Origin of the sequence: Dolosicoccus paucivorans, assembly GCF_900100125.1 — a bacterium.
Taxonomy (GTDB): Bacteria; Bacillota; Bacilli; order Lactobacillales; family Aerococcaceae; genus Dolosicoccus; species Dolosicoccus paucivorans.
Genome location: NZ_FNEL01000012.1, coordinates 11722 through 35101 on the forward strand (window position 1 = coordinate 11722; position 23380 = coordinate 35101).

Here is a 23380-nt window from a genome sequence, read left to right on the forward strand (position 1 = left end):
CGTTCATTTATGCATGTAGAAAAATTAAGCCATTGGAGTGGTGAATTAGGTCGTGAGATGCCATTAAATCGTTATGGTCACGATGGTGTGCCGGTTGTTGTTTTTCCTTCTTCAGGAGGAAGTCACAATGAATATGCAGACTTTGGTATGATTGAAGCTTGTCGTTGGTTTATTGAGCAAGGACTCGTTCAGTTTTTTACTTTATCAACGAATGACCATGAAAGTTGGTTAGCAGAACATAAACCTGCCCATGACCGAGTCTTAGCCCATGAAGCTTATGAACGTTATATTTTAAGTGAAGCGGTTCCTTTCATTAAACATAAAACATGGAGCGATGGTCCGATGATGACCACAGGGTGTAGTATGGGAGCATATCACGCAGTAAACTTTGCTTTAAAATATCCTCATGTTTTCCAACAAACGATTGCTTTAAGTGGAATTTATGATGCACGCTTTTTTGTAGGAGACTACGGGAATGATTTAGCAATTTATTATAACTCACCCGCTGACTATTTATGGCAACAAAATGATTCGTGGTTCTTAGATCGTCTGCGTCAAAATGATATTATTATTTGTACGGGACACGGTCCTTGGGAACACGACGGTCTGCCTTCGTTCAATCAACTAAAAGCAGCTTTTGAAGCTAAAAGCATACCTGCTTGGTTTGATGAATGGGGTAACGACGTATCCCACGACTGGGAGTGGTGGCGTGTTCAAATGCCTTATTTCCTAGGGAAATTATTTTAATAGAAACAGTTAACCCATCTTTTAAGGTGGGTTTTTACTTTTTTATACGCTTTAAGCACAGTATAATTAAAGTATAAGGGAGGGAAGGAGTATGTGGTTACTAGCTTTAGGGACCATTGTATTATCAATCGGTCTTTTTAGTCGCTATCAAGGATTGTTTATCGCTACAGCAGGCGCTTTATTTATTGGCTATTTTATGCCTTGGCAAACCGGGGAGTGGTTTAATACCATTCTTTTCTTAGTAGGTATTGCTTTTTTAATTGTTGAAATATATATTCCCGGCTTTGGCTTAGCGGGTATTGTAGGAGCATTAAGTGTTGTCACTGGGTTATATTTTCATTTAGATAGTTATATGATGACTAGTTTGATGCTTCTTTTAATGGTTGTTTGTAGTATCGGGGTAGGTGCTTTAATGATGCAAATGGGGCGGGTATTAACGATTTCGCCACGTTTTATTTTAAACCGCTCGATTCAAAGCCAGTCTAAAAGTCAATATTACACGAGGAGTTTGAAGGAACTAGCCGTCGGCCAACAAGGGATTGCTCGAACAGCGTTACGACCGATTGGCGAGGCCTCCTTTAATGGTAAAGTTTACGAAGTTACAAGTGATGAAGGATTAATTTTACAAGGCTCTGCTTTAGAGATTGTACAATTAACCTCTTCTAAGATTATAGTTAAGAAGGTGAAATAGATGAATGGTTTAATTAGTACCGCAATTATTGGCGTTATTATCCTCATTATTTTAGCAATCTTTTTCCGGTTTGTGCCGGTAGGACTTTGGATTACTGCTTATTTTTCCGGAGTGCATTTAAGTATTGCTGATTTAATTGGGATGCGATTACGCCGAGTGACACCCAGTTTAATTGTCAATCCTTTAATTAAAGCTACAAAAGCTGGGATTGATTTACATACGGATCAATTAGAAGCTCACCATTTAGCTGGTGGAAATGTTAATACAGTAGTGGACGCCTTAATCGCGGCACACCGAGCAGCGATTGATTTGGAATTTGAACAAGCCGCAGCGATTGATTTAGCTGGACGGGACGTCTTTGAAGCGGTTCAAGTATCGGTTAATCCTAAAGTAATCGAGACACCTATTATTGCTGGGGTGGCAATGGATGGGATTGAAGTGATGGCGAAAGCCAAAGTAACCGTTCGCGCCAATATCGAGCGATTAGTCGGTGGGGCCGGTGAAGAAACTATTATTGCCCGGGTTGGTGAAGGGATTGTTACAACCGTAGGTAGTTCAGAAACCCATAGTATTGTGTTAGAAAATCCAGACCGAATTTCCCAAACAATTTTACGTAAAGGGTTAGATTCAGGAACAGCTTTTGAAATCTTATCGATTGATATTGCCGATGTGGATATTGGTCGTAATATTGGAGCCAGTCTCCAGGCGGATCAAGCCGAAGCAGACAAAAAAGTCTCCCAAGCAAAAGCCGAAGAGCGTCGCGCCTTTGCGGTGGCTGAAGAACAAGAAATGCGAGCAGAAGTAAAACGCATGCGCGCTCGCGTTGTAGAAGCTCAAAAAGAAGTCCCGCTAGCCATCGCCGAAGCCTTAAAAGAGGGTCATTTAGGTGTGATGGATTATTACCGCATGGAAAATATCGAATCAGATACACAAATGCGTCATTTTATTGCCGGACAAGATGATGACGACTCAGAAACGGATGAATTACAATGATCTCTGAGATAATAACAGGTGCGGTATTACTTTACTTAGTGGCGGCTTTGTTTAAGTGGTTGTCAACTGATTTGCAACAGCGTGCAGCCAGTCAACAAAAAGAGCTTGAAGAAGAAAAAAGCTTTGCTAAAAATGAAAAAATACCTTACCAACCACCCGTTCAAAAGGACGTTTCTCCTCAACCGACAACTGTTTCTAAACCAGTAGCACCCCCACAAACAACCTATAAAAAGAAACCAACCCTTCAAACAAACCGAAAAGCTTTAAGAAACGCTTTGATAATGAGCGAAATCCTTAAAAAACCAAAGGGATTATAGAAAAAAGGACCTCTTCTACGCGGAAGAAGTCCTTTTTAGTGGAATAAACCCATAAATGAATGGATTTTCTCAGCTGACAAAACAGGAACGAGCCATTCTAAATAACGTGTGTTTAAGACGCCTTTATATTGGGGCTGGGTCTTTAAGTCTTCGTAAAGTTGTTGGAACAATTTGGATTGTTCTAGAAGAAACTTTCGGTCCTCTTCAGGTAAATGATGAACTTCCAACCAAATTTGACTGGAAGAAGACCAAAAATGACGAATCAGTGTATTAAAGGAATCAACGCCCGCACGGGATAAAACGCTAAAGGTTAATTGGTGAAGTCGTTGCTTAGTCGTCACTGGCGTTTGAGTGTGCCATTGGGAAAATAAGTCGGTAGAAAAATCACTTTCCAATGAGAATTGGTCGGTTAACTTTAATCGACTATCGAACGTTTCCCACTGGTTTAAAATGTGCTGGACTAAACCACTCGCATCTTTCGCTTCGACAATGGCTGGTTGAACAGGTGGGGTGAGTAACCGGCCAAAGATGGACTGGTTTGGGCAATAGGCAATAATACGTGGAATAAAGCGTTGGAAATATTTGTCTTCCATCACCCAATCAAATACTCCAGGTGCATCAAAGGCAGTTAGACGTTGAATGCTTCGTCGTTCTTCCACAGTTAAATAATAACTAGCCATATAAGCTAAATGTCCACCCTTAGAGTGTCCTGAAACTTCAATGGGCTCTTTAAAATGGTCGATGGTTTGTTTTAAATAATTGGTTGCTAAACGGTAAGAGGCTAAATCTTCTTCAAAGGTAAGAGCTAAACTTTCTTGCCAGCCAAGCATCGTATCGTCTGTTCCGCGAAAGACCACAAAGGGTGGAAAGTCGGGGTGATATAGAGTAAGACAAACAAAAGGATACCCATAATCTAAAGTCGTTTCAAAATTAACCCGGTGAAGAGTAATTTTTTGGTACCGTTTGGAGTCACTTAAATAGCGTAAAATTCGCAGTCGGTTTAAAGTCACTAAATAAGGATTATTAGTATGAATTTTCCATGCTTTCGACAAAAGTGATCGTCCTACTTGTTGTAACGTCAATCCATCTTCGTCAACGGACAGTAATTCCACAGGTAAGTAACTCAGTTCATTAAAAACGAGTCGGTCCACATCATTTAAGGGCATATCGTTAAAAGTTTGATCTTGATAGGTTTTTAAGTATTGAATAACACTTGCCACACTTTCGCCTCCTTTTTAAGTAGTTCATTAAAGATTACTTCTATTTTATCACAGTTGAAGTTCACTCGCTTTAGTGTGAAAGAAAAACCTAACTGTACATTATAATAGCTTTAAAAAGTGTCCGATCAAAATACTTGCGTTAAAATCAAATAAAGGATATTATTAGATTACAATTAAAAAATGCTGAGTGAATAAGGAGAGATAAAATGTCTAGACCTGATGTTAATTTATTAGATGAATACGGTTTGTTTATTAATGGTGAATTTAAGCCAGCTTCTGATGGTCAAACCCGTACAAGCTACTCCCCAGCCGACGGGAAAGCCTTAGCGGATTTTGCAGAAGCGACAAAAGAAGACGTCGATGAGGCCGTTAAAGTCGCTCAAGAAGCGTATGTCGATTTCAAGAAATGGACAAAACAAGAGCGTGCGCAATTATTACTTAAAATTGCGGATGTGATTGATGCCAATGCGGATCACTTTGCTTTAGTAGAAACAATGGATAATGGAAAGCCAATTCGCGAAACTTCCGCCATTGACGTACCACAAGCAGCGGATCACTTCCGTTATTTTGCCGGTGTTATTGAAGCAGAAGAAGGAACAGTCAATAAGATTTCTAATGATGTCATGTCGATTGTTATTCGCGAGCCGATGGGTGTTGTTGGACAAATTATTCCTTGGAACTTCCCGTTCCTTATGGCTGCGTGGAAGATTGCCCCAGCATTAGCTGCAGGGAACACGATTGTTATTAAGCCTTCAAGTACTACCTCTTTATCTATTTTAGAATTGGCTCGTTTAACTAAAGATATTATTCCTAAAGGTGTGTTAAATGTCATTACCGGTGGCGGAGGTCGCTCGGGTGAATACATTCTTGATCATCCTGGGTTTGTAAAGTTAGCCTTTACCGGTTCAACCGAAGTTGGCCGTCGCGTGGCAGAAAAAGCAGCAGAGCGTTTAATTCCTTCCACATTAGAACTCGGTGGAAAGAGTGCGAACATTATTTTTGACGATGCTGATTTAGACTTAGCTGTAGACGGTGCTTTATTAGGTATTTTATTTAACCAAGGACAAGTATGTTCCGCTGGTTCACGTATTTTTGTTCAAGAAAATATTTATGATACTTTTATTGAACGCTTATCTACTGCTTTTAAGAAAGTTAAAGTAGGTTTACCGTGGGACCCAGAAACACAAATGGGTGCGGTCATTGATAAAGGTCAATGTAATAAAGTATTAGAGTACGTAGACATTGCTAAAGAAGAAGGAGCGGTTATTCATACTGGAGGCGTCAAAGTCGGAGGGGATCTAGAGGATGGTTACTTTATTGAACCCACTCTCGTCACTCAAGTAGATAACAGTATGCGTACTGCTCAAGAGGAAATTTTTGGTCCAATGGCAGTGGTTATTAAGTTTAAAGATGAAGATGACGTAGTCAAAATGGCCAATGATTCTGATTATGGACTAGCCGGTGGTGTCTTTACTAAAGACGGAAGCTGTGCGCTACGAGTAGCTAATGCGTTAGAAACAGGACGAGTGTGGATTAACACTTACGCTAACTTACCAGCAGGTGCACCATTTGGTGGATACAAACAATCAGGAATTGGTCGCGAGACTCACAAATTAGCACTAGACGCCTACTCACAAGTTAAAAACATTATGATTGACAGTAGTGGACAACCTTCCGGGTTATATGATCTTAAATAATCAATAAGTAAACGCCTCCCATTCGCTTAAGAATGTAGGAGGCGTTTTGTTATTTCAGGATGAATCCACTAGGTGTTAGTTCATAGACTTGATGACAAACTTGTTGCAAGTTGATTTAAAGTTAGCCGTTCAACTTAAAATGAGTATTTTTTTAGAAAACAAACTCGCTTAATATCACTAGCCTTAAGGAAAGATTACAATATTTTAATTTGTGAAAAAATTATTGATATATGAATGAAAGCGTTATATACTACTTTCACTGAAAAATGATTTGAATATCCATATGAAATAGTAATACGCAATTTACAACAAATAATGGGGAGAGTTGTAAGATGAAAAAGTATATTGTAATCGCTGCGACTGCTTTATCTTTGAGTACTTTATTGGGGAACAAAGTAGAAGCCGATAGCGTTCCTTACAAACTAAAAGGCCAGCAAAACGCGCAAGAAGTAACGGTTCAACCTTTTAAAGTAGGAGATCAAAGTATTAATATTTCCCTTGATCCTTATGAATATGTTTACGCGACGATTAAAGGTAAAGATGGAAAGACCGAAAAAGTTAAAGTAGAGCATAAATTTATGTGCACGGACCCTAATTATAATCCAATGTATCCTAATACATGTAACGGTAGAAGTTGGATGATGGATGGGCACCGGGCAGGTGAAGACGGTCAGTATACCCTTCAATTACCTAGAGCGCTAGAAGAAGGGGATGAGCTAATTTTATCCTTTGCTACAGACGGTAATTTAATTTATGGTCGAGCGACTTATGAAGATGAAAAGACGCAACAGAATCGTTTAACGAAAGAAGAGACTCCCTTAAACGCGATCATTCCTAAAACGAAAGAAGACGAATCAGAAAAGCCGGAAGGTTATGTCACAATTAAGTTCAGTGCGGGAAGTTCTAATCAAGATGTTTTAGAAGGAACGCAGATCTTTTATGTCGATCCGAATCAAGAGATTACTTTAAAAGACATCGCTCCAGCGATTAAAACGCAGGTAGGGTTTGAAGCTATTGAGTGGGACGTTGCGATCCAAAAGCCCCAACGATTTGATAAGGATAGAGTGATCCAAGTCGTTTATGAAGAACTGGCTGATATTTATCAAGAAGAAAAGCCGGGTTATATTCCCGTTGAGTTTAGGCAGGGTGAATTTGGTGAGCTAGAAGGAATTCAACGATTTTGGATAAAACCTGGCGTTGATATCCAATTGGTCAGCCCTCGTGTCAAAAACGTATTAGGCTATACATTTAAAGAGTGGGATAAGTCAACAACCATTCATTTAAATGAAGGAGACAGTCCTTATATTATTACAGCGCAATATGAAAAGGAAAGTGAGACTAAGCCTGAACAAGAAGGAGCTATTTCTTATGTTTTGAAAAATCAACAAAATACACAAGGAGTCAGCGTTAAATCGTTTAGTGTAGGGGACAAAGAAATTATTATTCAATTGGAACCTTACGAATATGTATATGCTTCTATTAAGTCCAAAGATGGAAAAAGTAGTCGTGTTCCCGTTAAAGATAAATTTATGTGTACAGACCCGAATTATAATCCAATGTATCCAACTCAATGTGATAATGGAAGAAGTTGGGTCATGGATGGTCATCGTGCCGGGTCTGACGGGCGATATGTTCTAGTACTACCTAAAGAATTAGAAGAAGGCGAAGAACTTATTTTAGCCTTTGCTTCAGAAGAGGGCTTTACCTATGGACGTGCTGTCTATGAGGACGCTAAAACACAAAAAGAACGTTTAGCTAATGACGAGATAAAACCTGAAGTGCCTGAGCCTCCGAAAGAGTCAAAAGAACCAGAAGTTTCTCAAGAAAAGCCAGAGAATCCTGGAAGCCCAGAAGTTCCAGAGGAACCAAAAGATCCTGAAAAATCGGAGGAATCCAAGGAACCAGAATCATCTGAAGAATTAAAAGAGCCTGAAAATTCTCAAGAAAAACCAGAAGAGCCTGAAACATCAGAAGAGTCAAAAGAACCAGAAGTTTCTCAAGAAGAACCTGAAAATCCTGAGGAGCCGAATGAGCCTGAAGTATCTGAATCTCCAGAGAGTCCAGAAAGTTCTCAAGAAATACCAGAGGAATCTCAAACTCCTGAATTATCAAAAGAATCAGAAAGCTCTGAGCCTTCAGAACAACCAGAAGTTCCTGAAGAACCCAAAGAACCCGAAAAGGCTGAGGAACCCAAGAATCCAGAAACATCTCCGACTCCGGAAGTTTCGAATGAGCCAGAATCGTTGAAAGAATCAGAATCTTCCGACATTTCGGAAAACCAGAAACGTCAGAAGAACCAAAAGAACCAGAGAAAGCTGAGGAATCCAAAGAGTCAGAAAATTCTGAAACTCCAGAGCGACCTGAAGCGTCAGAAGAATCAGAATCTTCTGAAATTTCGGAAAAACCAGAAGAACCTGAAACGTCAGAAGAACCAAAAGAACCAGAGAAAACTGAGGACTCCAAAGCGTCAGAAAACCCTGAATCCCCAGAGAGTTCAGAAACATCTGAAAAGCCTGAGGAATCAAACGAATCAGAAAGTTCAGAAGTGTCAGAAGAGCCAAAAGAACCCGAAGGTTCTGAGAATACCCAGAAGCCTGAAACTTCAGATAACCTAGAAAATCCTGAAGAATCGCAAGTTCCTGAGAGTTCAAAAGAGCCAGAAAGTTCAGAAGAGTCTAAAGATTCAGAAAATTCTGGCTCTCCAGAGCGACCTGAAGTGTCAGAAGAGTCTAAAGAACCAGAAGTATCTGAAATTCCAGAAATCCCTCAAGAACCAGAAACATCACCTGTGCCCGAAGAACCAAAAGAACCCGAAGCCTCTGAAAAACCAAAAGTATCAAGAGAACCACAAATAATCGTCCCACGAAAAGAGATAGAGATGCCTAGACGATTAATCGAAATTGAAACACCACATGAAGAAGTAGTTATACCAAGACTTCAACCTCAGACTCAGGATTTGGTATCTTCTGAAGCGGATCGACGCGATTTTTCAAAACGTGATCAAGACAAAGAAAGTTTAGATGAATCAAGTAGCATTACTAAAGATAAAAAAGATGAATCAAAATAAGTAGCTCAAAATGCTCGTACAGATAACTCATCCACAGAACAAGATTCAGAAGATAGTAAAATGATTTACTTAAGTGGGATGTCAATTATTTTAGGAATCATGCTATTTATAGGAAAAAACGAAGAGATAGCAAAAATCATTAATTCTTTCGAAAATATATTTGCATTCATCCATCAATTCACGTATAATAGTTTGTGGCTGTAAAAAGCCAAATCACACGGTTGTCGATAAGTATTAAGGTGCTTTTGATTAAGTCTAATACTTAAAGGACACAGCCGGAGGAAAAAAACCAAATGGAGGTATAGAAAAACATGGCAGTTATTTCTATGAAACAATTATTAGAAGCAGGTGTCCACTTCGGTCACCAAACACGTCGTTGGGATCCAAAGATGAAGAAATATATCTTTACAGAGCGTAACGGTATTTACATCATCGACTTACAACAAACAGTTAAGTTAGTAGATCAAGCATATGAATTTATGCGCGAAAAAGCTCAAGACAATGGTGTTGTATTATTTGTTGGTACTAAGAAACAAGCACAACAATCTATTGAAGAGCAAGCAAAACGTGCAGGTGCATACTACATTAACCATCGTTGGTTAGGTGGATTATTAACTAACTGGAAAACAATTCAAGGACGTATTAGCCGTCTAAAAGAATTAGAAGCAATGCATGAAGATGGAACATTTGACGTGTTACCAAAACATGAAGTACAACAATTAATGAAAGAAGAAGACCGTTTAGAGAAATTCTTAGGTGGTATTAAAGATATGCCAGGTCTTCCAGATGTTATTTACGTTGTTGACCCACGTAAAGAAGAAATCGCTGTTAACGAAGCGAAGAAATTAAACATCCCAGTGGTTGCGATGGTTGATACAAACTGTGATCCAGATCCAATCGACTACGTTATCCCATCAAACGATGATGCGATTCGTGCAATCAAATTAATTACAACAACAATGGCAGATGCGATTATCGAAGCAAACCAAGGGGCAACTCAAGGTGACGAAGAAGCATCTTCAGACCAAGAATTCTTCGACAACTTATTCGAAACAAACGACGAAGAAGACGCTGAATAAGATAACATCCAATAAAGATTAAAGAATGCTGGCTTAATTCAGGAAGATAACCATAGGCTCTTAAGCTTAGGACCTGTGTTAAGTCAGCTTTTGTTAAATATTCATCAAATCAAGGAGGAATTTCAATCATGGCAAAAATTTCTGCAAAATTAGTTAAAGAATTACGTGATATGACAGGTGTAGGTATGATGGACGCTAAGCGTGCATTAGAGCATGTAGAAGGTGACATCGACCGTGCAGTAGACCACCTACGTGAAAAAGGTCTAGCTTCTGCAGCTAAAAAAGCTGACCGTATTGCAGCTGAAGGAATTACTGCAAGCTACGCAGATGGTAACACAGCAGCAATCATTGAGTTAAACTCAGAAACAGACTTCGTTGCTAAAAACGAGCAATTCCAAACATTAGCAAAAAACATTGCTAAAGTTGTTGCTGAAAACAAACCTGCATCAATGGAAGAAGCAATGGCATTAGAAATTGATGGTCAAACAGTAGAGCACGCAATTGCTGACGCAATTAACGTTATCGGTGAGAACATTTCATTCCGTCGTTTCGAAATCTTAACTAAAGAAGATGGTGACGCATTTGGTGAGTACGTTCATATGGGCGGACGCATCGGTGTTGTAACAGTCATTGAAGGTTCAACAGACGAAGAAGTTGCTCGTGACGTTGCAATGCACGTTGCTGCAATTAACCCTCAATACGTTCACCGTGACCAAGTTCCAGCAGACGTGATTGAGCACGAAAAATCAATCCAAACTGAAAAAGCATTAAACGAAGGTAAACCAGAAAATATCGTTGAGAAAATGATCACTGGTCGTATGAACCGTTTCTTAGCAGAAATGAGCTTAACAGAGCAACCATTCGTTAAAGATCCAGACGTTACAGTCGCTAAATACGTTGAAAACGTAGGCGGAAACGTTAAAGAATTCGTACGTTTCGAAGTTGGTGAAGGTATGGAGCGTCGTGAAGAAGACTTTGCAGCAGAAGTTGCAAAAGAAATGCGTAAATAATTTAACTTAATCCCCAATGAAAGTTGGGGATTTTTTTAAAGAGTATTATTATAATTGAATGGAGGACTAAGTTTAATGCAACAACCAAAATTTAAACGAGTCATCCTTAAATTAAGTGGCGAAGCCATGGCCGGAGACAAAGGGTATGGCATTGATCCACAAACAATTCAAGGAATGGTTCACGAAATTAAAGAAATTACTGATCTGGGCGTCGAAGTCGCGATTGTTGTCGGTGGCGGCAATATTTGGCGTGGTCATATCGGTGAAGAAATGGGTATGGAACGTGCTCAAGCAGACTATATGGGAATGCTTGCGACTGTTATGAATGCTTTAGCACTACAAGATGTGTTAGAAAATAATGGCGTTGAAAGCCGTGTTCAAACAGCGTTAGATATGCGTCAAGTGGCAGAACAATACATTCGCCGTAAAGCGATTCGTCACCTTGAAAAGGGGCGTGTTGTTATTTTCGCAGCTGGTACAGGGAACCCGTATTTCTCAACGGATACAAACGCTGCTTTACGTGCAGCCGAAATTAATGCCGATGTTATTTTAATGGCTAAAAACAACGTAGACGGTGTTTATGATTCAGACCCTCGTCATAATAAAGACGCGGTTATGTTTGACAGCTTAAGTCATTTAGATGTAATTGCTAAAGGACTAAAAGTAATGGATTCAACTGCAAGTTCATTAAGTATGGATAACGATATTCCACTGATTGTCTTTAATATGAACAAACCAGGTAATATTCGTCGAGTTGTTTTAGGTGAAGAAATCGGAACAACCATTCAAAATAAAGAATAATCGAGTAAATTTGTTTAATAGCGCTTACTTTTAAAAGCGCTAGATGATATAATATAGCTATTAAGCTGTTTATTCTTAGGAGGATTATATTTTATGGCAAATGCAGTATTAAATGATACGCGTCAACGTATGAGAAAGTCGATCGAATCTTTCCAACGTGAATTAGGAACGATCCGTGCTGGGGTAGCAAACGCAAGTATTTTAGACCGCGTTGAAGTGCTTTATTACGGAGCTCCAACGCCACTAAACCAACTAGCAAGTATTACCATTCCTGAAGCGCGTATGTTATTAATTTCGCCTTATGATAAAGGAAGTTTAGGCGATATCGAAAAAGCAATCTTAAAAAGCGACGTTGGAATTACACCAAACAATGACGGTGAAGTCATCCGTTTAGTGATTCCAGCCTTAACGCAAGATCGTCGCCGCGAATTAACAAAAATCGTTGGTGCAGAGCAAGAAAACGCAAAAGTAGCAGTTCGTAACATTCGTCGTGATGCGATTAACGCCGTTAAAAAAGAAGAAAAAGACGGCAACATTAGTGAAGATGAATTACGTCAATTAGAAAAAGATATTCAAGCAATTACAGATGAATCAGTTAAAGAAATTGACGAATTATCAAAAGCAAAAGAATCAGAAATCTTAAATGATTAATCTCTTTAGAAAGTCGGCTACTTAGCCGGCTTTTTTAATTTGTTCATTCCCAAATAACGTTCATTAATATAAAAAACAAAGAAAAGTGAATTATGATAGATTCATAGTTCACTTTTTCGTTAAAATGAATTAATGGAGTGATATACTTAGTAAAAAGAGGAGGAGAGATATGTTAAGAGGTGTTTCAAAGTTACCCGTATCAATTAAGTTAGATGATGCCTTAAAAATTTATAAGAAATTGGCACGAGTTAACAAAAAGATGGGTAAGTTAGATATTTTAATTAAAAAGACAATTATAAACCAGTCATTAATCACTCTGTTATCTTATAATGAATCAGTGCAATCAACGAGAATTGAAGGAACACAAGTAACCTTTCATGAAGTATTAGAAAACAAAGAAAAAGAATCTTTAACGTGGCAACAAAAAGAAGTTTTAAACTATCACAAAGCGATACAGTATGGATTTAAAGAAATTGATAATGGCGGTGTTATATCAACTAAATTGCTCAAACAACTTCATAATATATTAATGGAAGGGGCCAAAGGAACTACATCAAGTGGAGGAGAATTTAGAAGAGTTCAAAACTTTATTGGTCCCGATAGCGATATTAAGAATGCATCTTACATTCCTATAGGCGCTAACGAAATTGATGAATATATGACTAACTTAGAGTATTTTATTAACGGTCAAAGTCATTCGACGTTAGATTATGAAGATGATGAAGAAAAAGAAATACTCTCTTATGATGCGGATTCCTTACTGAGAATTGCTATTTCCCATGCACAGTTCGAATCAATCCATCCCTTTCTTGACGGTAATGGAAGATTGGGAAGAATTCTCATTGTACTAATGGCCGTCAAAGAAGAAGTGTTAAGTGCACCTATATTTTTTGTTAGTGAAGAGCTTGAAAGAGAACGAATGCGCTATTATAATTCTTTAAATGCAACTCGAGGAGAAGAACCTAACTGGCAAATTTGGTTGGAGTTCTTTTTGAATGCGAGTGAGCGAATGGCTGATAGTTTAATAGGTAAGCTAACACGAGCAGAAGACATAGCAATGAGGGGATTAAATAAATGTAAAACAGAAAATCAAAAAAGAACGTGGTTGGCTACTTTTGAAGAACCCGTCGTTACGGCTGCTAAAATGGCCCAATATTTAGAGGTTCATAGTAGTACAGCTAGAAACGCGTTAGATTTCCTGGTTTCTCAAGGACTTTTAGAAAAAGATTTATCTGCTAAAAGAAATATCAAATATTATAATTATGATCTTATTCGAGAGATTCAAAAGTAAGACACTGAATTTATTTGATAAGACTTTCTTGTTACTTAGTCATATACTATTATAGTATTTTATATTCAAGAGGCGTATTTTTACTGAAGTTGAAAGAAATTAAACAATTATTCACTTTACAATAGCATACAAGAACAAATGAATCTGTTATAATAGTATGAGTATAATCAGGGAGGGTTAGAGGATGAAAGAAAGTCATTCAGTTAATGTACCTAAACATGTCGCATTCATTATGGATGGAAATGGTCGTTGGGCTAAGCGTCGCTTTTTACCGCGAACGGCTGGACACCATCAAGGAGCTAAAACGATTAAGAAAATTGCGATGCATGCACATAAACTAGGTATTCAAGTAATGACGGTTTACGCTTTTTCTACAGAAAATTGGGGACGGCCTCAAGAAGAAGTCAATTATTTGATGCGTTTACCTCTTGATTTTTTTAATACCTTTTTACCTGAACTCATTGAAAACAATGTGCGTGTTTCTTATTTAGGTCAAATTGAACAACTTCCTAAAGAAACTAGAAACGCTTTACTCGACGCGTTAGATAAAACAAAAAATAACACAGGGTTATTGTTAAACTTTGCGGTTAACTACGGGGGCCGAGATGAAATTGTTGAAGCAGTGCGTAATGTTTTAAAAGACTACCAAAAAGAGCCTTTTGATATTGATGCATTGGATGCGGATCGTTTTGAAGATTATTTATCCACCGCTTCTTTTAAAGAGTTAGCCGACCCTGATTTAGTGATCCGAACGAGTGGTGAACAGCGTTTAAGTAACTTTTTATTATGGCAAATAGCCTATAGTGAGTTTTATTTTATCGATAAGTTATGGCCGGATTTTAATGAAGATGATTTAGATGAAGCGATAGAAGCCTATACGAAGCGCCATCGCCGGTTTGGAAAATTGACTTAGGAGGAATAGGATGAGAGAACGAACGATTAGTGCAATTTTAGGTTTTTTAATTTTTATTCCTCTGTTATTTAAAGGTGGCGTCATCTTTGCTTATAGTATGTTTATACTAGGCGCTATCGGGTTATTCGAATTAGCTCGCATGCGAGATATTAAATACTTTAATATCATTGGCTTTATTGCGACCTTTGGGTTAGGTAACGTCTTAATTCCACAAAATTATTTATATTCTTTTTCTGATTACTTTAACCCTTTTATGATGTTTTTTTTAAGTGCCATGGCGTTATTAGTCTTAACCGTCTATCGTTACCGCACGTTTAACATTGAAGATGCTGCTTTAGTTGTCTTTGGTGCGTTATATATTGGGATGGGTTTTAATAGTGTCATTACAATGCGAGATATGGGACTAGATACAATTCTCTTTTTATTTTTTGTTATTTGGTCCACGGACACAGGAGCTTATCTTTTCGGGCGTCTTTTTGGAAAACGCTCCTTAGCGCCCCATATTTCCCCGAATAAAACCATTGAAGGAGCCCTAGGTGGCGTATTGAGTGCCCTTTTAATTGGTTGGTTATTTATTAAGTTTTTCCAGCCGAATTTAGGTCAAACCAATCACGCGTATTTACTCATTATGACCCTTTCAATGGTGGGCCAATTTGGTGACTTAGTGGAATCAGCCTATAAGCGTCACTTTGGTGTTAAAGATTCTGGTAATTTACTTCCAGGCCATGGCGGCGTTTTGGATCGATTTGACAGTACGATCTTTGCAAGTATTATGTTTATGGTTTGGATTAATTTAATTCGTTGAAAGAGGTGGGTTTGTGAAGACAATCCTCATATTTTTAATTGTATTTTCGGTCATCGTCGTTGTTCACGAATTTGGCCATTATTACTTTGCGAAAAGAGCGGGTATTTTAGTTCGAGAATTCTCCATCGGTATGGGTCCAAAACTATTTAGTCAACAAGCCGAAAGTGGGACGACCTTTACCATACGCATGCTTCCTTTAGGCGGGTATGTTCGTCTAGCAGGAATGGGAGAAGAAGCAGATGAAGTACAACCGGGCATGACTGCTGGTTTAACATTAAATGAAGATTCAGTTGTTGAAGCAATTAATACATCGAGTCATTCAACAAACGAAGAACTTCCTTTACAAGTAGATGAAGTGGATTTATCTAGAGAAATGTTTATTTCAGGCATTACGTTAGGCCAAGATGAATTGGTACGTTTTCCGGTATCAAAAACAGCTAATATTATTGAACCTGATGGTACGTTTATTCCAGTAGCACCTATTGAAAGAACTTATGAAAGAGCCAGCGTTAAATCTAAAATATTAACGAATATTGCGGGTCCAATTAACAACTTCATTTTAGCGATTTTAACTTTTATGATTGTTGGATTTATGATACCAGGGATTCCAACTGGATCAAACCAAATCGGAGACGTCATCGAAAATAGTTCCGCTCAAGTAGCAGGATTAAAAGGAGGCGACCGAATTGTTGAAATTGATGGTCACTCGGTCACTAACTGGAATGATTTAACGTCGCAAATTATGCAACATCCTGATGAAACTGTGGCGGTTGTGTATGAACGCCAAGGTCAAGCTCATGAAGTGGAAGTTAACATTGATGCGATCTTTGAAGATGGCAGTGGTCAAAGTTATGGTCAATTAGGGGTTACTCAATCTGTCGATACTCATTTATTGAGCCGCTTGAAGTATGGCTTTACACAAACATGGGCCGTTATTGTGAATGTAGTGGGCACTATTATTGCGATGCTTACTCGCCGAGTCGGCTTAAACCAACTAGGTGGCCCTGTGGCGATTGCTCAAATTACCGGGCAAGTCGTTCAAGAAAACAGTTTTGTGTTATTACTTCAATTTGTTGGTATGTTAAGTGCTAACTTAGGGATGATGAACTTATTACCTGTTCCAGCCTTAGATGGTGGGAAAATTGTTTTAAATATTATTGAAGGAGTACGAGGTAAACCTTTAAGCCAAGAAAAAGAAGGAATTATTACCATTATTGGCGTGGGGTTACTGTTACTTCTGATGATTGTTGTCACATGGAATGACATTATGCGACTATTACGATAACAACAAGGTGTCCTTTAATGTGACACCTTTTTTAATTCAAAGGGGCGAATTTAGATGAAAGAAAATCAAGAGCTATTTAATATATTGCTCCAACAATTACAAATTAAAGATGAAGATATTTTAAATGAACTAGAAGCTGTGGAAATGATAAAAGTGGATGTCCATCCCAATAAAAAGGAGTGGCATTTTTATTTATCCGCACCTAAACGACTTCATCCCCATGTTTATGAAATGTTTCAACATGCACTAGAATCAGCCTTTACCGAAATTGCTACTCCAAATGCTTGGTGGCAGTTTCCAACCGAACAGGCTACTAAAGAAACCTTGATTGATTATTGGCCAACTTTATATCGATTGATGATCCGTCATTATCCTTTACTAGAAGGGTTATTACGTAGCGCAAATATTGAAATTTTAGACGAAGAAATTCGCATCGGATTGGCGAGCCAAGACCAAATTCAAACATTTAAAACCCAATTTCATCAATTGATTGCCGACCAACTACAAAAGGCAAGCTTTACCCAGGTGCCTTTAACCTGTTATGTGGATGAAACGGTCAGTCAAAAGGACCATGAAGCCTTTGTGAACCGTCAAAACCAAGAAGAAGAAGCATCGATTCAAGCCGCTTTACAAGCTTTAGAACAACAAAAGAATCGACCAAAGGTTCAAGAAGGGGACGCTGATTTAACGATTGGTAAAGATATTCCTGAAGGTCAAACCATTACCATTTTAGATGTGTATGATAATCCCCGTCGTCAAGTAATTGAAGGGCATATTTTTGCGATTGAATATCGCACCTTCCAAAGTGGGACGGAACTGATGACAATGAAAATCACCGACTATACGAGTTCAGTCCAAGTTAAAATGTTTTCAGGGCGTAGGGCCTCTAAAGAAGCACTGCATCAGTTTAATAAAGGTGAGTGGATTCGCTTAGAAGGCGATTTAGAAATGGATAACTATACCCATGAAATGGTCTTCCAACCACGAAGCATTCGCAAAATTAAAAAAGCGAGCCGCCAAGATACTGCGCCAGAAAATGAAAAACGCATTGAATTTCATATGCATTCTAATATGAGTCAAATGGATGCGACCAACAGTGCGTCTGATTTAATTAAACAAGCCGCTGCTTGGGGGCATCCGGCTGTTGCCTTAACCGACCATGCCGCTGTTCAAGCCTTCCCTGAAGCTTATCACGCTGGGAAAGCCAATGACATTAAAGTGATTTTTGGTATGGAAGCTTATGTCGTCAATGACGGCGAACCCGTCGCTTATAATCCGGAGCATATTGAGTTGGAAGATGCCACCTATGTTGTTTTTGACGTGGAGACGACAGGACTTTCAGCAATTTATGACTCCATCATTGAAATTGCTGGAGTGAAGATGCATCAAGGCAACATTATTGATACTTACGAAGCCTTTATTAATCCAGGACATCCTCTATCAGCTTTTACGACGGAGTTAACAGGAATTACAGACGCGATGTTAGAAGATGCGCCACCTGAAAAGCAAGTGATGGAAGAGTTTCAAGCCTTTTGTGAAGGGACCATTCTTGTCGCCCATAACGCGTCTTTTGATATTGGTTTTATTAACAAAACTTATGAACGTCTAGGGATGAAGCCTTCCACTTTACCTGTTATTGATACGTTAGAGTTATCTAGATTAGTGAACCCTGATTTAAGAACGCACCGTTTAAACACCTTAGCGCGTCATTACGGAGTTCATTTAGAACAGCACCACCGAGCTATTTATGACTCGGAAACAACGGGCTTTATTTTATATAAATTGTTAGAACAAGCATTAGAAGACTATCAAATGACCCATCACGACCAATTAAATAACGAAATGGGTAAAGGCGATAGTTATAAACAAAGCCGACCTTTTCACGTCACTTTGTTAGCTAAAAACCAAGCGGGGCTAAAAGATTTATTTAAACTGGTCTCTATTTCAAATATCGAGTACTTCCACCGTACCCCGCGTATTCCTCGTAGCGTATTAAACCGCTACCGTGAACACTTACTCGTCGGAACCGCTTGTTCTGAAGGGGAAGTTTTTACGGCGATGATGCAAAAAGGGTATGACGAAGCGGTGGAACTGGCAAAATATTATGATTACATTGAAATTCAACCACCCAGTGTGTATGAACCTCTCGTAGAACAAGAACTCGTTCGCTCCCATGCGGCTTTACAAGACATTATGAAAGAAATGGTCCGTTTAGGAGAAGAACTAGATAAGTTAGTGATCGCAACAGGAAATGTTCACTACTTAGATGAAAAAGATCATATTTACCGAGAAATTTTACTGCGTTCCATGAAAATTAATGCGAACCGAACCCTTTATTTACCGAAAGCTCACTTTAGAACGACCCAGGAAATGTTAGATGAGTTTGACTTTTTACCTCAAGATGTAGCTCATAACATTGTGGTCGAAAATACTCATCTCTTAAATGAACAAATTGAAGAAGTAGAAGTGATTAAATCAGACCTTTATACACCGGTTATTGAAGGGTCTGACCAAGAAATTACGGATTATACTTACGAACAAGCTTATAAAATGTACGGTAATCCACTACCAGAAATTGTAGAAGCGCGAATTAAAAAAGAGTTGGATAGTATTATTAGTAACGGCTTCTCGGTTATTTATTTAATCTCACAAAAGCTTGTTTTAAAAAGTATGGATGATGGGTATTTAGTAGGGTCTCGTGGTTCGGTGGGTTCGAGTTTAGTTGCTACATTAACTGGGATTACAGAAGTGAATCCTCTCGTTCCTCATTACTACTGTCCAAATTGTCAGTATAATGAATTTTTCACTGATGGAACGATCGGCTCAGGGTATGACCTACCTGAAAAGACTTGTCCTAACTGCGGGGAGGATGTTCCTCTTGTTAGAGAAGGGCAAGATATTCCCTTCGAGACTTTCTTAGGGTTTTATGGAGATAAAGTTCCCGATATTGATTTAAACTTCTCCGGGGTATACCAACCAACGGCTCACGCATATACGAAAGAACTCTTCGGAGAAGATTACGTCTACCGTGCTGGAACGATTAGTACGGTGGCGGAACGAACAGCCTTTGGGTACGTAAGAGGGTATTTGGAACATACTCAAGAAGAATTACCGCAAGCTGAAAAAGAACGACTTGCTAAAGGGATTGAAGGGGTTAAGCGAACTACCGGGCAACACCCGGGAGGGATTATTGTTATTCCAGATAATATGGACGTGTTTGACTTTACACCGATTCAATTCCCAGCTGACGACATGGGAGCGGAGTGGCGAACCACTCACTTTGACTTCCACTCTATTGACGAAAACGTCTTAAAGCTAGATATACTAGGACACGATGACCCGACCGTCATCCGGATGTTACAAGATTTAAGTGGCATTGACCCATCAACTATTAACCCGACCGATGAAGAGGTTATGACGATTTTTACCAGTCCTAAAGCTTTAGGCGTTGAACCAGAACAAATCTTTTCTTCAACTGGAACCTTAGGGATTCCAGAATTTGGTACCGAATTTGTACGAAACATGTTAGAAGAAGCTCGCCCTAAAACCTTTGCGGAATTAATTCAGATCTCTGGTCTGTCTCACGGAACGGATGTATGGTTAAATAACGCTCGGGATTTAATTAATAATAATATTGCCCCACTATCAGAAGTAATTGGGTTAAGGGATGATATTATGACGACCTTAATTTATTACGGATTAGATGATGGGTTAGCCTTTACGATTATGGAGGCGGTGCGTAAAGGACGCGGGTTAACACCTGAATGGGAAGATCAAATGCGTGAACATAATGTGCCTGAGTGGTATATTGATTCATGTAAGAAGATTAAATATATGTTCCCGAAAGCTCACGCGGTAGCCTATGTTTTAATGGCACTTCGGGTTGCTTATTTTAAAGTGCATTACCCGATGTATTATTACGCCGCTTACTTTTCCGTGCGTGCTAAAGAATTTGATATTGTCGCGATGCACCAAGGAAAAGAAATGGTCAAACGCCGCATTCGGGAAATTAATGATAAAGGCTTTGATGCGACTGTCACAGATAAAAACTTACTCGTTTCTTTAGAACTAGCGAATGAAATGCTTGAACGTGGGTATAAGTTCCAAATGATTGATATTAATAAATCAGATGCGGAAAACTTCCTCATAGAAGGAGACACATTAATTCCACCCTTTAGATCCATTCCCGGTTTAGGATTAAGTGTGGCTCAACAAATTGTAGCTGCTAGAAAAGAAGCGCCGTTTTTATCAAAAGAAGACATTCAAAAACGTGGACGGGTTTCTAAGACGATTATTGAATATTTAACCGATCACGGTGTTATTCAAGACTTACCCGATGAAAACCAACTAAGTTTATTTGATATGATGTAGAAAGGATCGAACCATGGGACACAAGTTAGGCATTATTGGTGTAGGGCATGTAGGTGAATTGGTATTATCAACAGCCGTTCATCAAAACTTATATTCAGATATTGTTTTAATCGACATAAAAGAAAATAAAGCAAAAGGAGAAGCGTTAGATCAAACTCACGCAACGGGATTTATGACCCGTTCGAACACGAACATTGTTCACGGTTCTTATAAAGATTTAAAAGATGCCGATGTGGTGATTATCGCAGCGACTCACCAGTACCCTAAAGGGCAAATTCCAGGAGACCGTCAAGAGTTATTAAAAGACAACGCTAAAATCTTCCGTCAAATAATGACCGATTTAACCAAGATCACCACAGATCCAAACTTACTTTTCATCTCAAACCCTGTCGATACCGCTGTTTATATTGCAGCAACGGAATTTGATTACCCAGTTCATAAAGTGTTAGGAACTGGTACGACATTAGATAGTGCGCGGTTAAAACAATTTATCGGCGCTCATTACAATGTAGACCCTAAATCAGTTCAAGCTTATATGTTAGGTGAGCATGGTTACAGTGCCTTTCCAGGGTTTAGTCAAATAACCGTTGGAGGAATGGACTATCCATCATTTGATGAGTTATATTCTGACGTTGACACACTGACCCGTCAACAAATGATGGAATATGCCGTACAAACGGCTTACGAAGTATTTCATGCCAAAGAAGGGGTCACCAACGCAGCGGTAGCCCAAGCAGCCAACGAAGTCGCCCGTAATATTTTACTGGATGAAAGAGCGATTCAGCCGGTTTGTAGTTTAATTCCAAAAGAATTATATAACTTAGACAATGACATTGTTTTTGGTTTACCAACTGTAGTAGGGCGTAAAGGTGTAATTAAGCATTTAGCGATGCCGCTCGATGACGTAGAACGTTCTCAATTAGACCGCTCCGTTAAAGCCATTCAAGATAATATTGATCTAGCCAACGAATTAAAATAAAAAATAAGCGTGTTAAGAAATTTAAATTCTTAGCACGCTTTTTGTATAGATAAATTAATTAAGCATTTGAAGAGATGAATTTTTTCCAGCCATAGAAAATAACTAACCCAGCACCTACTCCTAGCGCTAAGTTATTCGTGACTAACACGACCATCATTGTTACCAGTAAAGCTGCTCCGTGATAGGGTGGACGAGTTTTAACGTAAGACCATGAATCCCATTGAATAGCACTTAGAGAAACAGTAATCATAATCGCAACTAATACAGCCATGGGGATCATTGAAACAACCGGACTGAATAAAAGCAATAAAGAAAGAAGGGAAAGGCCAGTCGTTAATGAAGAAAGACGAGATGTTCCACCACTTTTAACGTTAATCACAGATTGACCAACCATCGCACATCCAGCAATTCCACCAAATAGACCGGTCATTATATTCGCTACACCTTGACCTAAAGCTTCTTGTTTAGGATTTCCTTTTGTATGCGTCATATCGTCGACTAAGTTTAGCGTTAAGAAAGTCTCCAATAATCCAACTAAGGCGATGGCTAAGGAAACAGGGGCAATGATTTTAAAGCTTTCAAAGGTTAATGGAACTGACGGTAAACTAAAACTAGGAAGAGAAGCTTGAATCGGGGCTAAATCGCCAATACGTGTCATTGGTAAATTTAAAGCCAACTAATAGTTGTAAGAATAGCCAGTACAATTAAGGGCGCTGGGATTGCTTTAATATAACGAGGAATAACATATAAAAGAGCTAGACCAATAATTAAAAAGATAAAGAATAAGGGATTTCCTTCGCGAATACTAGGCACTTGCGCTAGAAAAATAATAAGCCCTAAAGCGTTAAAGAATCCAAACATCACCGCTTGAGGAATGTACTTAACTAAACGAGCAATTCCTAAACTTCCTAAAATCATTTGGAAGATTCCGGCTAAAATAGAAGCAGCGAATAAATATTGTAATCCATATTCACTCACTAAACCTCCAACCAGCACTGCAATGGCACCCGCTGCTCCTGTAATCATGCCCGGACGACCCCCTAAAAGAGCGATCACAAAAGATAAAACTACCGTACTCATTAGACCAACGGCTGGGTTAATACCAGCCACAAAAGCAAACCCAATCACTTCAGGGATAATCGCAATGGATGTGACTAATCCAGCTAAAATATTTTGAATGGGCGAATCTGCCCATTCTTTTTTATTAAATAATTGCATGTATCTATAAATCCTTTCATTTTGATAATCTGTTCTATTTTAACACGGTATAAAGGAAAAGCAAAAATACCAAGAGAAAAAACGGGACTTATGATATAGTTAAGTATAACTTTTAAATTAAATCAAGATGAACGATTATATAAAATAAAGCAATTTTTAGGAGGTAATGTTACGTTATGACTGATCAACAACAAAAATTAGTCCCAAAATTGAGATTTAGAGGATTTACGGAAGATTGGCAACAG

20 protein-coding genes are annotated in these 23380 nt (G+C 38.7%); 17 read left to right on the forward strand and 3 right to left on the reverse strand.

All coding sequences use genetic code 11. The annotated features are described in order from the left end of the window. Positions 1-9: 9 nt before the first annotated feature. From BLR79_RS03110 to BLR79_RS03125, 4 genes are all read left to right on the forward strand, one after another. Positions 10-747 (forward strand): esterase family protein, encoded by a 738-nt coding sequence (locus BLR79_RS03110; RefSeq protein ID WP_092084763.1) that lies wholly within the window; start codon positions 10-12, stop codon positions 745-747. Positions 748-838: 91 nt separating this feature from the next. Continuing rightward, positions 839-1438: an NfeD family protein gene (locus BLR79_RS03115; protein ID WP_092084765.1), complete on the forward strand. Its 600-nt coding sequence runs from the start codon at positions 839-841 to the stop codon at positions 1436-1438. Continuing rightward, a complete protein-coding gene (floA, locus tag BLR79_RS03120; RefSeq protein WP_092084767.1) occupies positions 1439-2431 on the forward strand; it encodes a flotillin-like protein FloA in 993 nt (330 codons plus the stop codon). Then, the gene (locus BLR79_RS03125; protein WP_092084769.1) at positions 2428-2748 is read left to right on the forward strand and encodes a hypothetical protein; all 321 of its coding nucleotides are present in this window, start codon (positions 2428-2430) and stop codon (positions 2746-2748) included. The genes floA and BLR79_RS03125 overlap by 4 nt, the downstream gene beginning before the upstream one ends. Positions 2749-2783: 35 nt before the next feature. On the opposite strand, the gene BLR79_RS03130 is transcribed toward BLR79_RS03125, so the two are convergent. Then, the gene (locus BLR79_RS03130; protein ID WP_092084771.1) at positions 2784-3968 is read right to left on the reverse strand and encodes an Mbeg1-like protein; all 1185 of its coding nucleotides are present in this window, start codon (positions 3966-3968) and stop codon (positions 2784-2786) included. A gap of 206 nt (positions 3969-4174) precedes the next feature. Here BLR79_RS03130 and BLR79_RS03135 point away from each other — a divergent pair, with 206 nt between their 5' ends. The 13 genes from BLR79_RS03135 (at position 4175) to BLR79_RS03195 (ending at position 21917) form a co-directional block, all read left to right on the forward strand. Then, positions 4175-5665 carry an aldehyde dehydrogenase family protein gene (locus BLR79_RS03135; RefSeq protein WP_092084773.1) on the forward strand — a complete coding sequence of 497 codons (1491 nt, stop codon included), beginning with the start codon at positions 4175-4177 and terminating at the stop codon, positions 5663-5665. A 332-nt stretch (positions 5666-5997) separates the two neighbouring features. After that, positions 5998-8280 carry a hypothetical protein gene (locus BLR79_RS03140; RefSeq protein WP_092084775.1) on the forward strand — a complete coding sequence of 761 codons (2283 nt, stop codon included), beginning with the start codon at positions 5998-6000 and terminating at the stop codon, positions 8278-8280. Continuing rightward, entirely contained in the window at positions 8211-8732 is a 522-nt protein-coding gene (locus BLR79_RS03145; protein WP_092084777.1) for a hypothetical protein, read from the forward strand. The genes BLR79_RS03140 and BLR79_RS03145 overlap by 70 nt, the downstream gene beginning before the upstream one ends. 311 nt (positions 8733-9043) lie before the next feature. Next, positions 9044-9811: a 30S ribosomal protein S2 gene (gene rpsB / locus BLR79_RS03150; protein WP_092084779.1), complete on the forward strand. Its 768-nt coding sequence runs from the start codon at positions 9044-9046 to the stop codon at positions 9809-9811. A gap of 128 nt (positions 9812-9939) precedes the next feature. After that, entirely contained in the window at positions 9940-10821 is an 882-nt protein-coding gene (gene tsf / locus BLR79_RS03155) for a translation elongation factor Ts (RefSeq protein ID WP_092084781.1), read from the forward strand. Positions 10822-10896: 75 nt separating this feature from the next. Then, positions 10897-11622, forward strand: a complete 726-nt coding sequence (gene pyrH / locus BLR79_RS03160; protein ID WP_092084783.1) for a UMP kinase — start codon at positions 10897-10899, stop codon at positions 11620-11622. Positions 11623-11715: 93 nt separating this feature from the next. Next, positions 11716-12273, forward strand: coding sequence for a ribosome recycling factor (frr, locus tag BLR79_RS03165; RefSeq protein ID WP_092084785.1), 558 nt, complete (start codon positions 11716-11718; stop codon positions 12271-12273). A 169-nt stretch (positions 12274-12442) separates the two neighbouring features. Beyond that, positions 12443-13564: a Fic family protein gene (locus tag BLR79_RS03170; protein WP_092084787.1), complete on the forward strand. Its 1122-nt coding sequence runs from the start codon at positions 12443-12445 to the stop codon at positions 13562-13564. Positions 13565-13748: 184 nt separating this feature from the next. Further along, positions 13749-14477: an isoprenyl transferase gene (locus BLR79_RS03175; protein ID WP_092084789.1), complete on the forward strand. Its 729-nt coding sequence runs from the start codon at positions 13749-13751 to the stop codon at positions 14475-14477. A gap of 10 nt (positions 14478-14487) precedes the next feature. Further along, positions 14488-15282: a phosphatidate cytidylyltransferase gene (locus tag BLR79_RS03180; protein ID WP_092084791.1), complete on the forward strand. Its 795-nt coding sequence runs from the start codon at positions 14488-14490 to the stop codon at positions 15280-15282. Positions 15283-15295: 13 nt separating this feature from the next. Further along, complete coding sequence (gene rseP / locus BLR79_RS03185; protein WP_092084793.1) at positions 15296-16567, forward strand: RIP metalloprotease RseP; 1272 nt, start codon at positions 15296-15298, stop codon at positions 16565-16567. A gap of 54 nt (positions 16568-16621) precedes the next feature. Next, on the forward strand, positions 16622-20938 hold the full coding sequence (locus BLR79_RS03190; RefSeq protein WP_092084795.1) for a PolC-type DNA polymerase III: 4317 nt from the start codon (positions 16622-16624) through the stop codon (positions 20936-20938). Between the two features lie 13 nt (positions 20939-20951). Next, positions 20952-21917: a lactate/malate family dehydrogenase gene (locus tag BLR79_RS03195; protein WP_092084797.1), complete on the forward strand. Its 966-nt coding sequence runs from the start codon at positions 20952-20954 to the stop codon at positions 21915-21917. A 58-nt stretch (positions 21918-21975) separates the two neighbouring features. On the opposite strand, the gene BLR79_RS03200 is transcribed toward BLR79_RS03195, so the two are convergent. Further along, complete coding sequence (locus BLR79_RS03200) at positions 21976-22593, reverse strand: SulP family inorganic anion transporter (protein WP_159427578.1); 618 nt, start codon at positions 22591-22593, stop codon at positions 21976-21978. Next, positions 22584-23135 carry a SulP family inorganic anion transporter gene (locus tag BLR79_RS03205; protein WP_092084801.1) on the reverse strand — a complete coding sequence of 184 codons (552 nt, stop codon included), beginning with the start codon at positions 23133-23135 and terminating at the stop codon, positions 22584-22586. The genes BLR79_RS03200 and BLR79_RS03205 overlap by 10 nt, the downstream gene beginning before the upstream one ends. Between the last annotated feature and the right edge of the window lie 245 nt (positions 23136-23380).

Excerpts from the sequence above, each read along its gene's own strand:
- BLR79_RS03110 (WP_092084763.1), top strand. The coding sequence starts at position 10 with ATGCATGTAGAAAAATTAAGCCATTGGAGTGGTGAATTAGGTCGTGAG.
- BLR79_RS03115 (WP_092084765.1), top strand. The coding sequence starts at position 839 with ATGTGGTTACTAGCTTTAGGGACCATTGTATTATCAATCGGTCTTTTT.
- floA (WP_092084767.1), top strand. The coding sequence starts at position 1,439 with ATGAATGGTTTAATTAGTACCGCAATTATTGGCGTTATTATCCTCATT.
- BLR79_RS03125 (WP_092084769.1), top strand. The coding sequence starts at position 2,428 with ATGATCTCTGAGATAATAACAGGTGCGGTATTACTTTACTTAGTGGCG.
- BLR79_RS03135 (WP_092084773.1), top strand. The coding sequence starts at position 4,175 with ATGTCTAGACCTGATGTTAATTTATTAGATGAATACGGTTTGTTTATT.
- BLR79_RS03140 (WP_092084775.1), top strand. The coding sequence starts at position 5,998 with ATGAAAAAGTATATTGTAATCGCTGCGACTGCTTTATCTTTGAGTACT.
- rpsB (WP_092084779.1), top strand. The coding sequence starts at position 9,044 with ATGGCAGTTATTTCTATGAAACAATTATTAGAAGCAGGTGTCCACTTC.
- tsf (WP_092084781.1), top strand. The coding sequence starts at position 9,940 with ATGGCAAAAATTTCTGCAAAATTAGTTAAAGAATTACGTGATATGACA.
- pyrH (WP_092084783.1), top strand. The coding sequence starts at position 10,897 with ATGCAACAACCAAAATTTAAACGAGTCATCCTTAAATTAAGTGGCGAA.
- frr (WP_092084785.1), top strand. The coding sequence starts at position 11,716 with ATGGCAAATGCAGTATTAAATGATACGCGTCAACGTATGAGAAAGTCG.
- BLR79_RS03170 (WP_092084787.1), top strand. The coding sequence starts at position 12,443 with ATGTTAAGAGGTGTTTCAAAGTTACCCGTATCAATTAAGTTAGATGAT.
- BLR79_RS03175 (WP_092084789.1), top strand. The coding sequence starts at position 13,749 with ATGAAAGAAAGTCATTCAGTTAATGTACCTAAACATGTCGCATTCATT.
- BLR79_RS03180 (WP_092084791.1), top strand. The coding sequence starts at position 14,488 with ATGAGAGAACGAACGATTAGTGCAATTTTAGGTTTTTTAATTTTTATT.
- BLR79_RS03190 (WP_092084795.1), top strand. The coding sequence starts at position 16,622 with ATGAAAGAAAATCAAGAGCTATTTAATATATTGCTCCAACAATTACAA.
- BLR79_RS03195 (WP_092084797.1), top strand. The coding sequence starts at position 20,952 with ATGGGACACAAGTTAGGCATTATTGGTGTAGGGCATGTAGGTGAATTG.
- BLR79_RS03205 (WP_092084801.1), bottom strand. The coding sequence starts at position 23,135 with ATGCAATTATTTAATAAAAAAGAATGGGCAGATTCGCCCATTCAAAAT.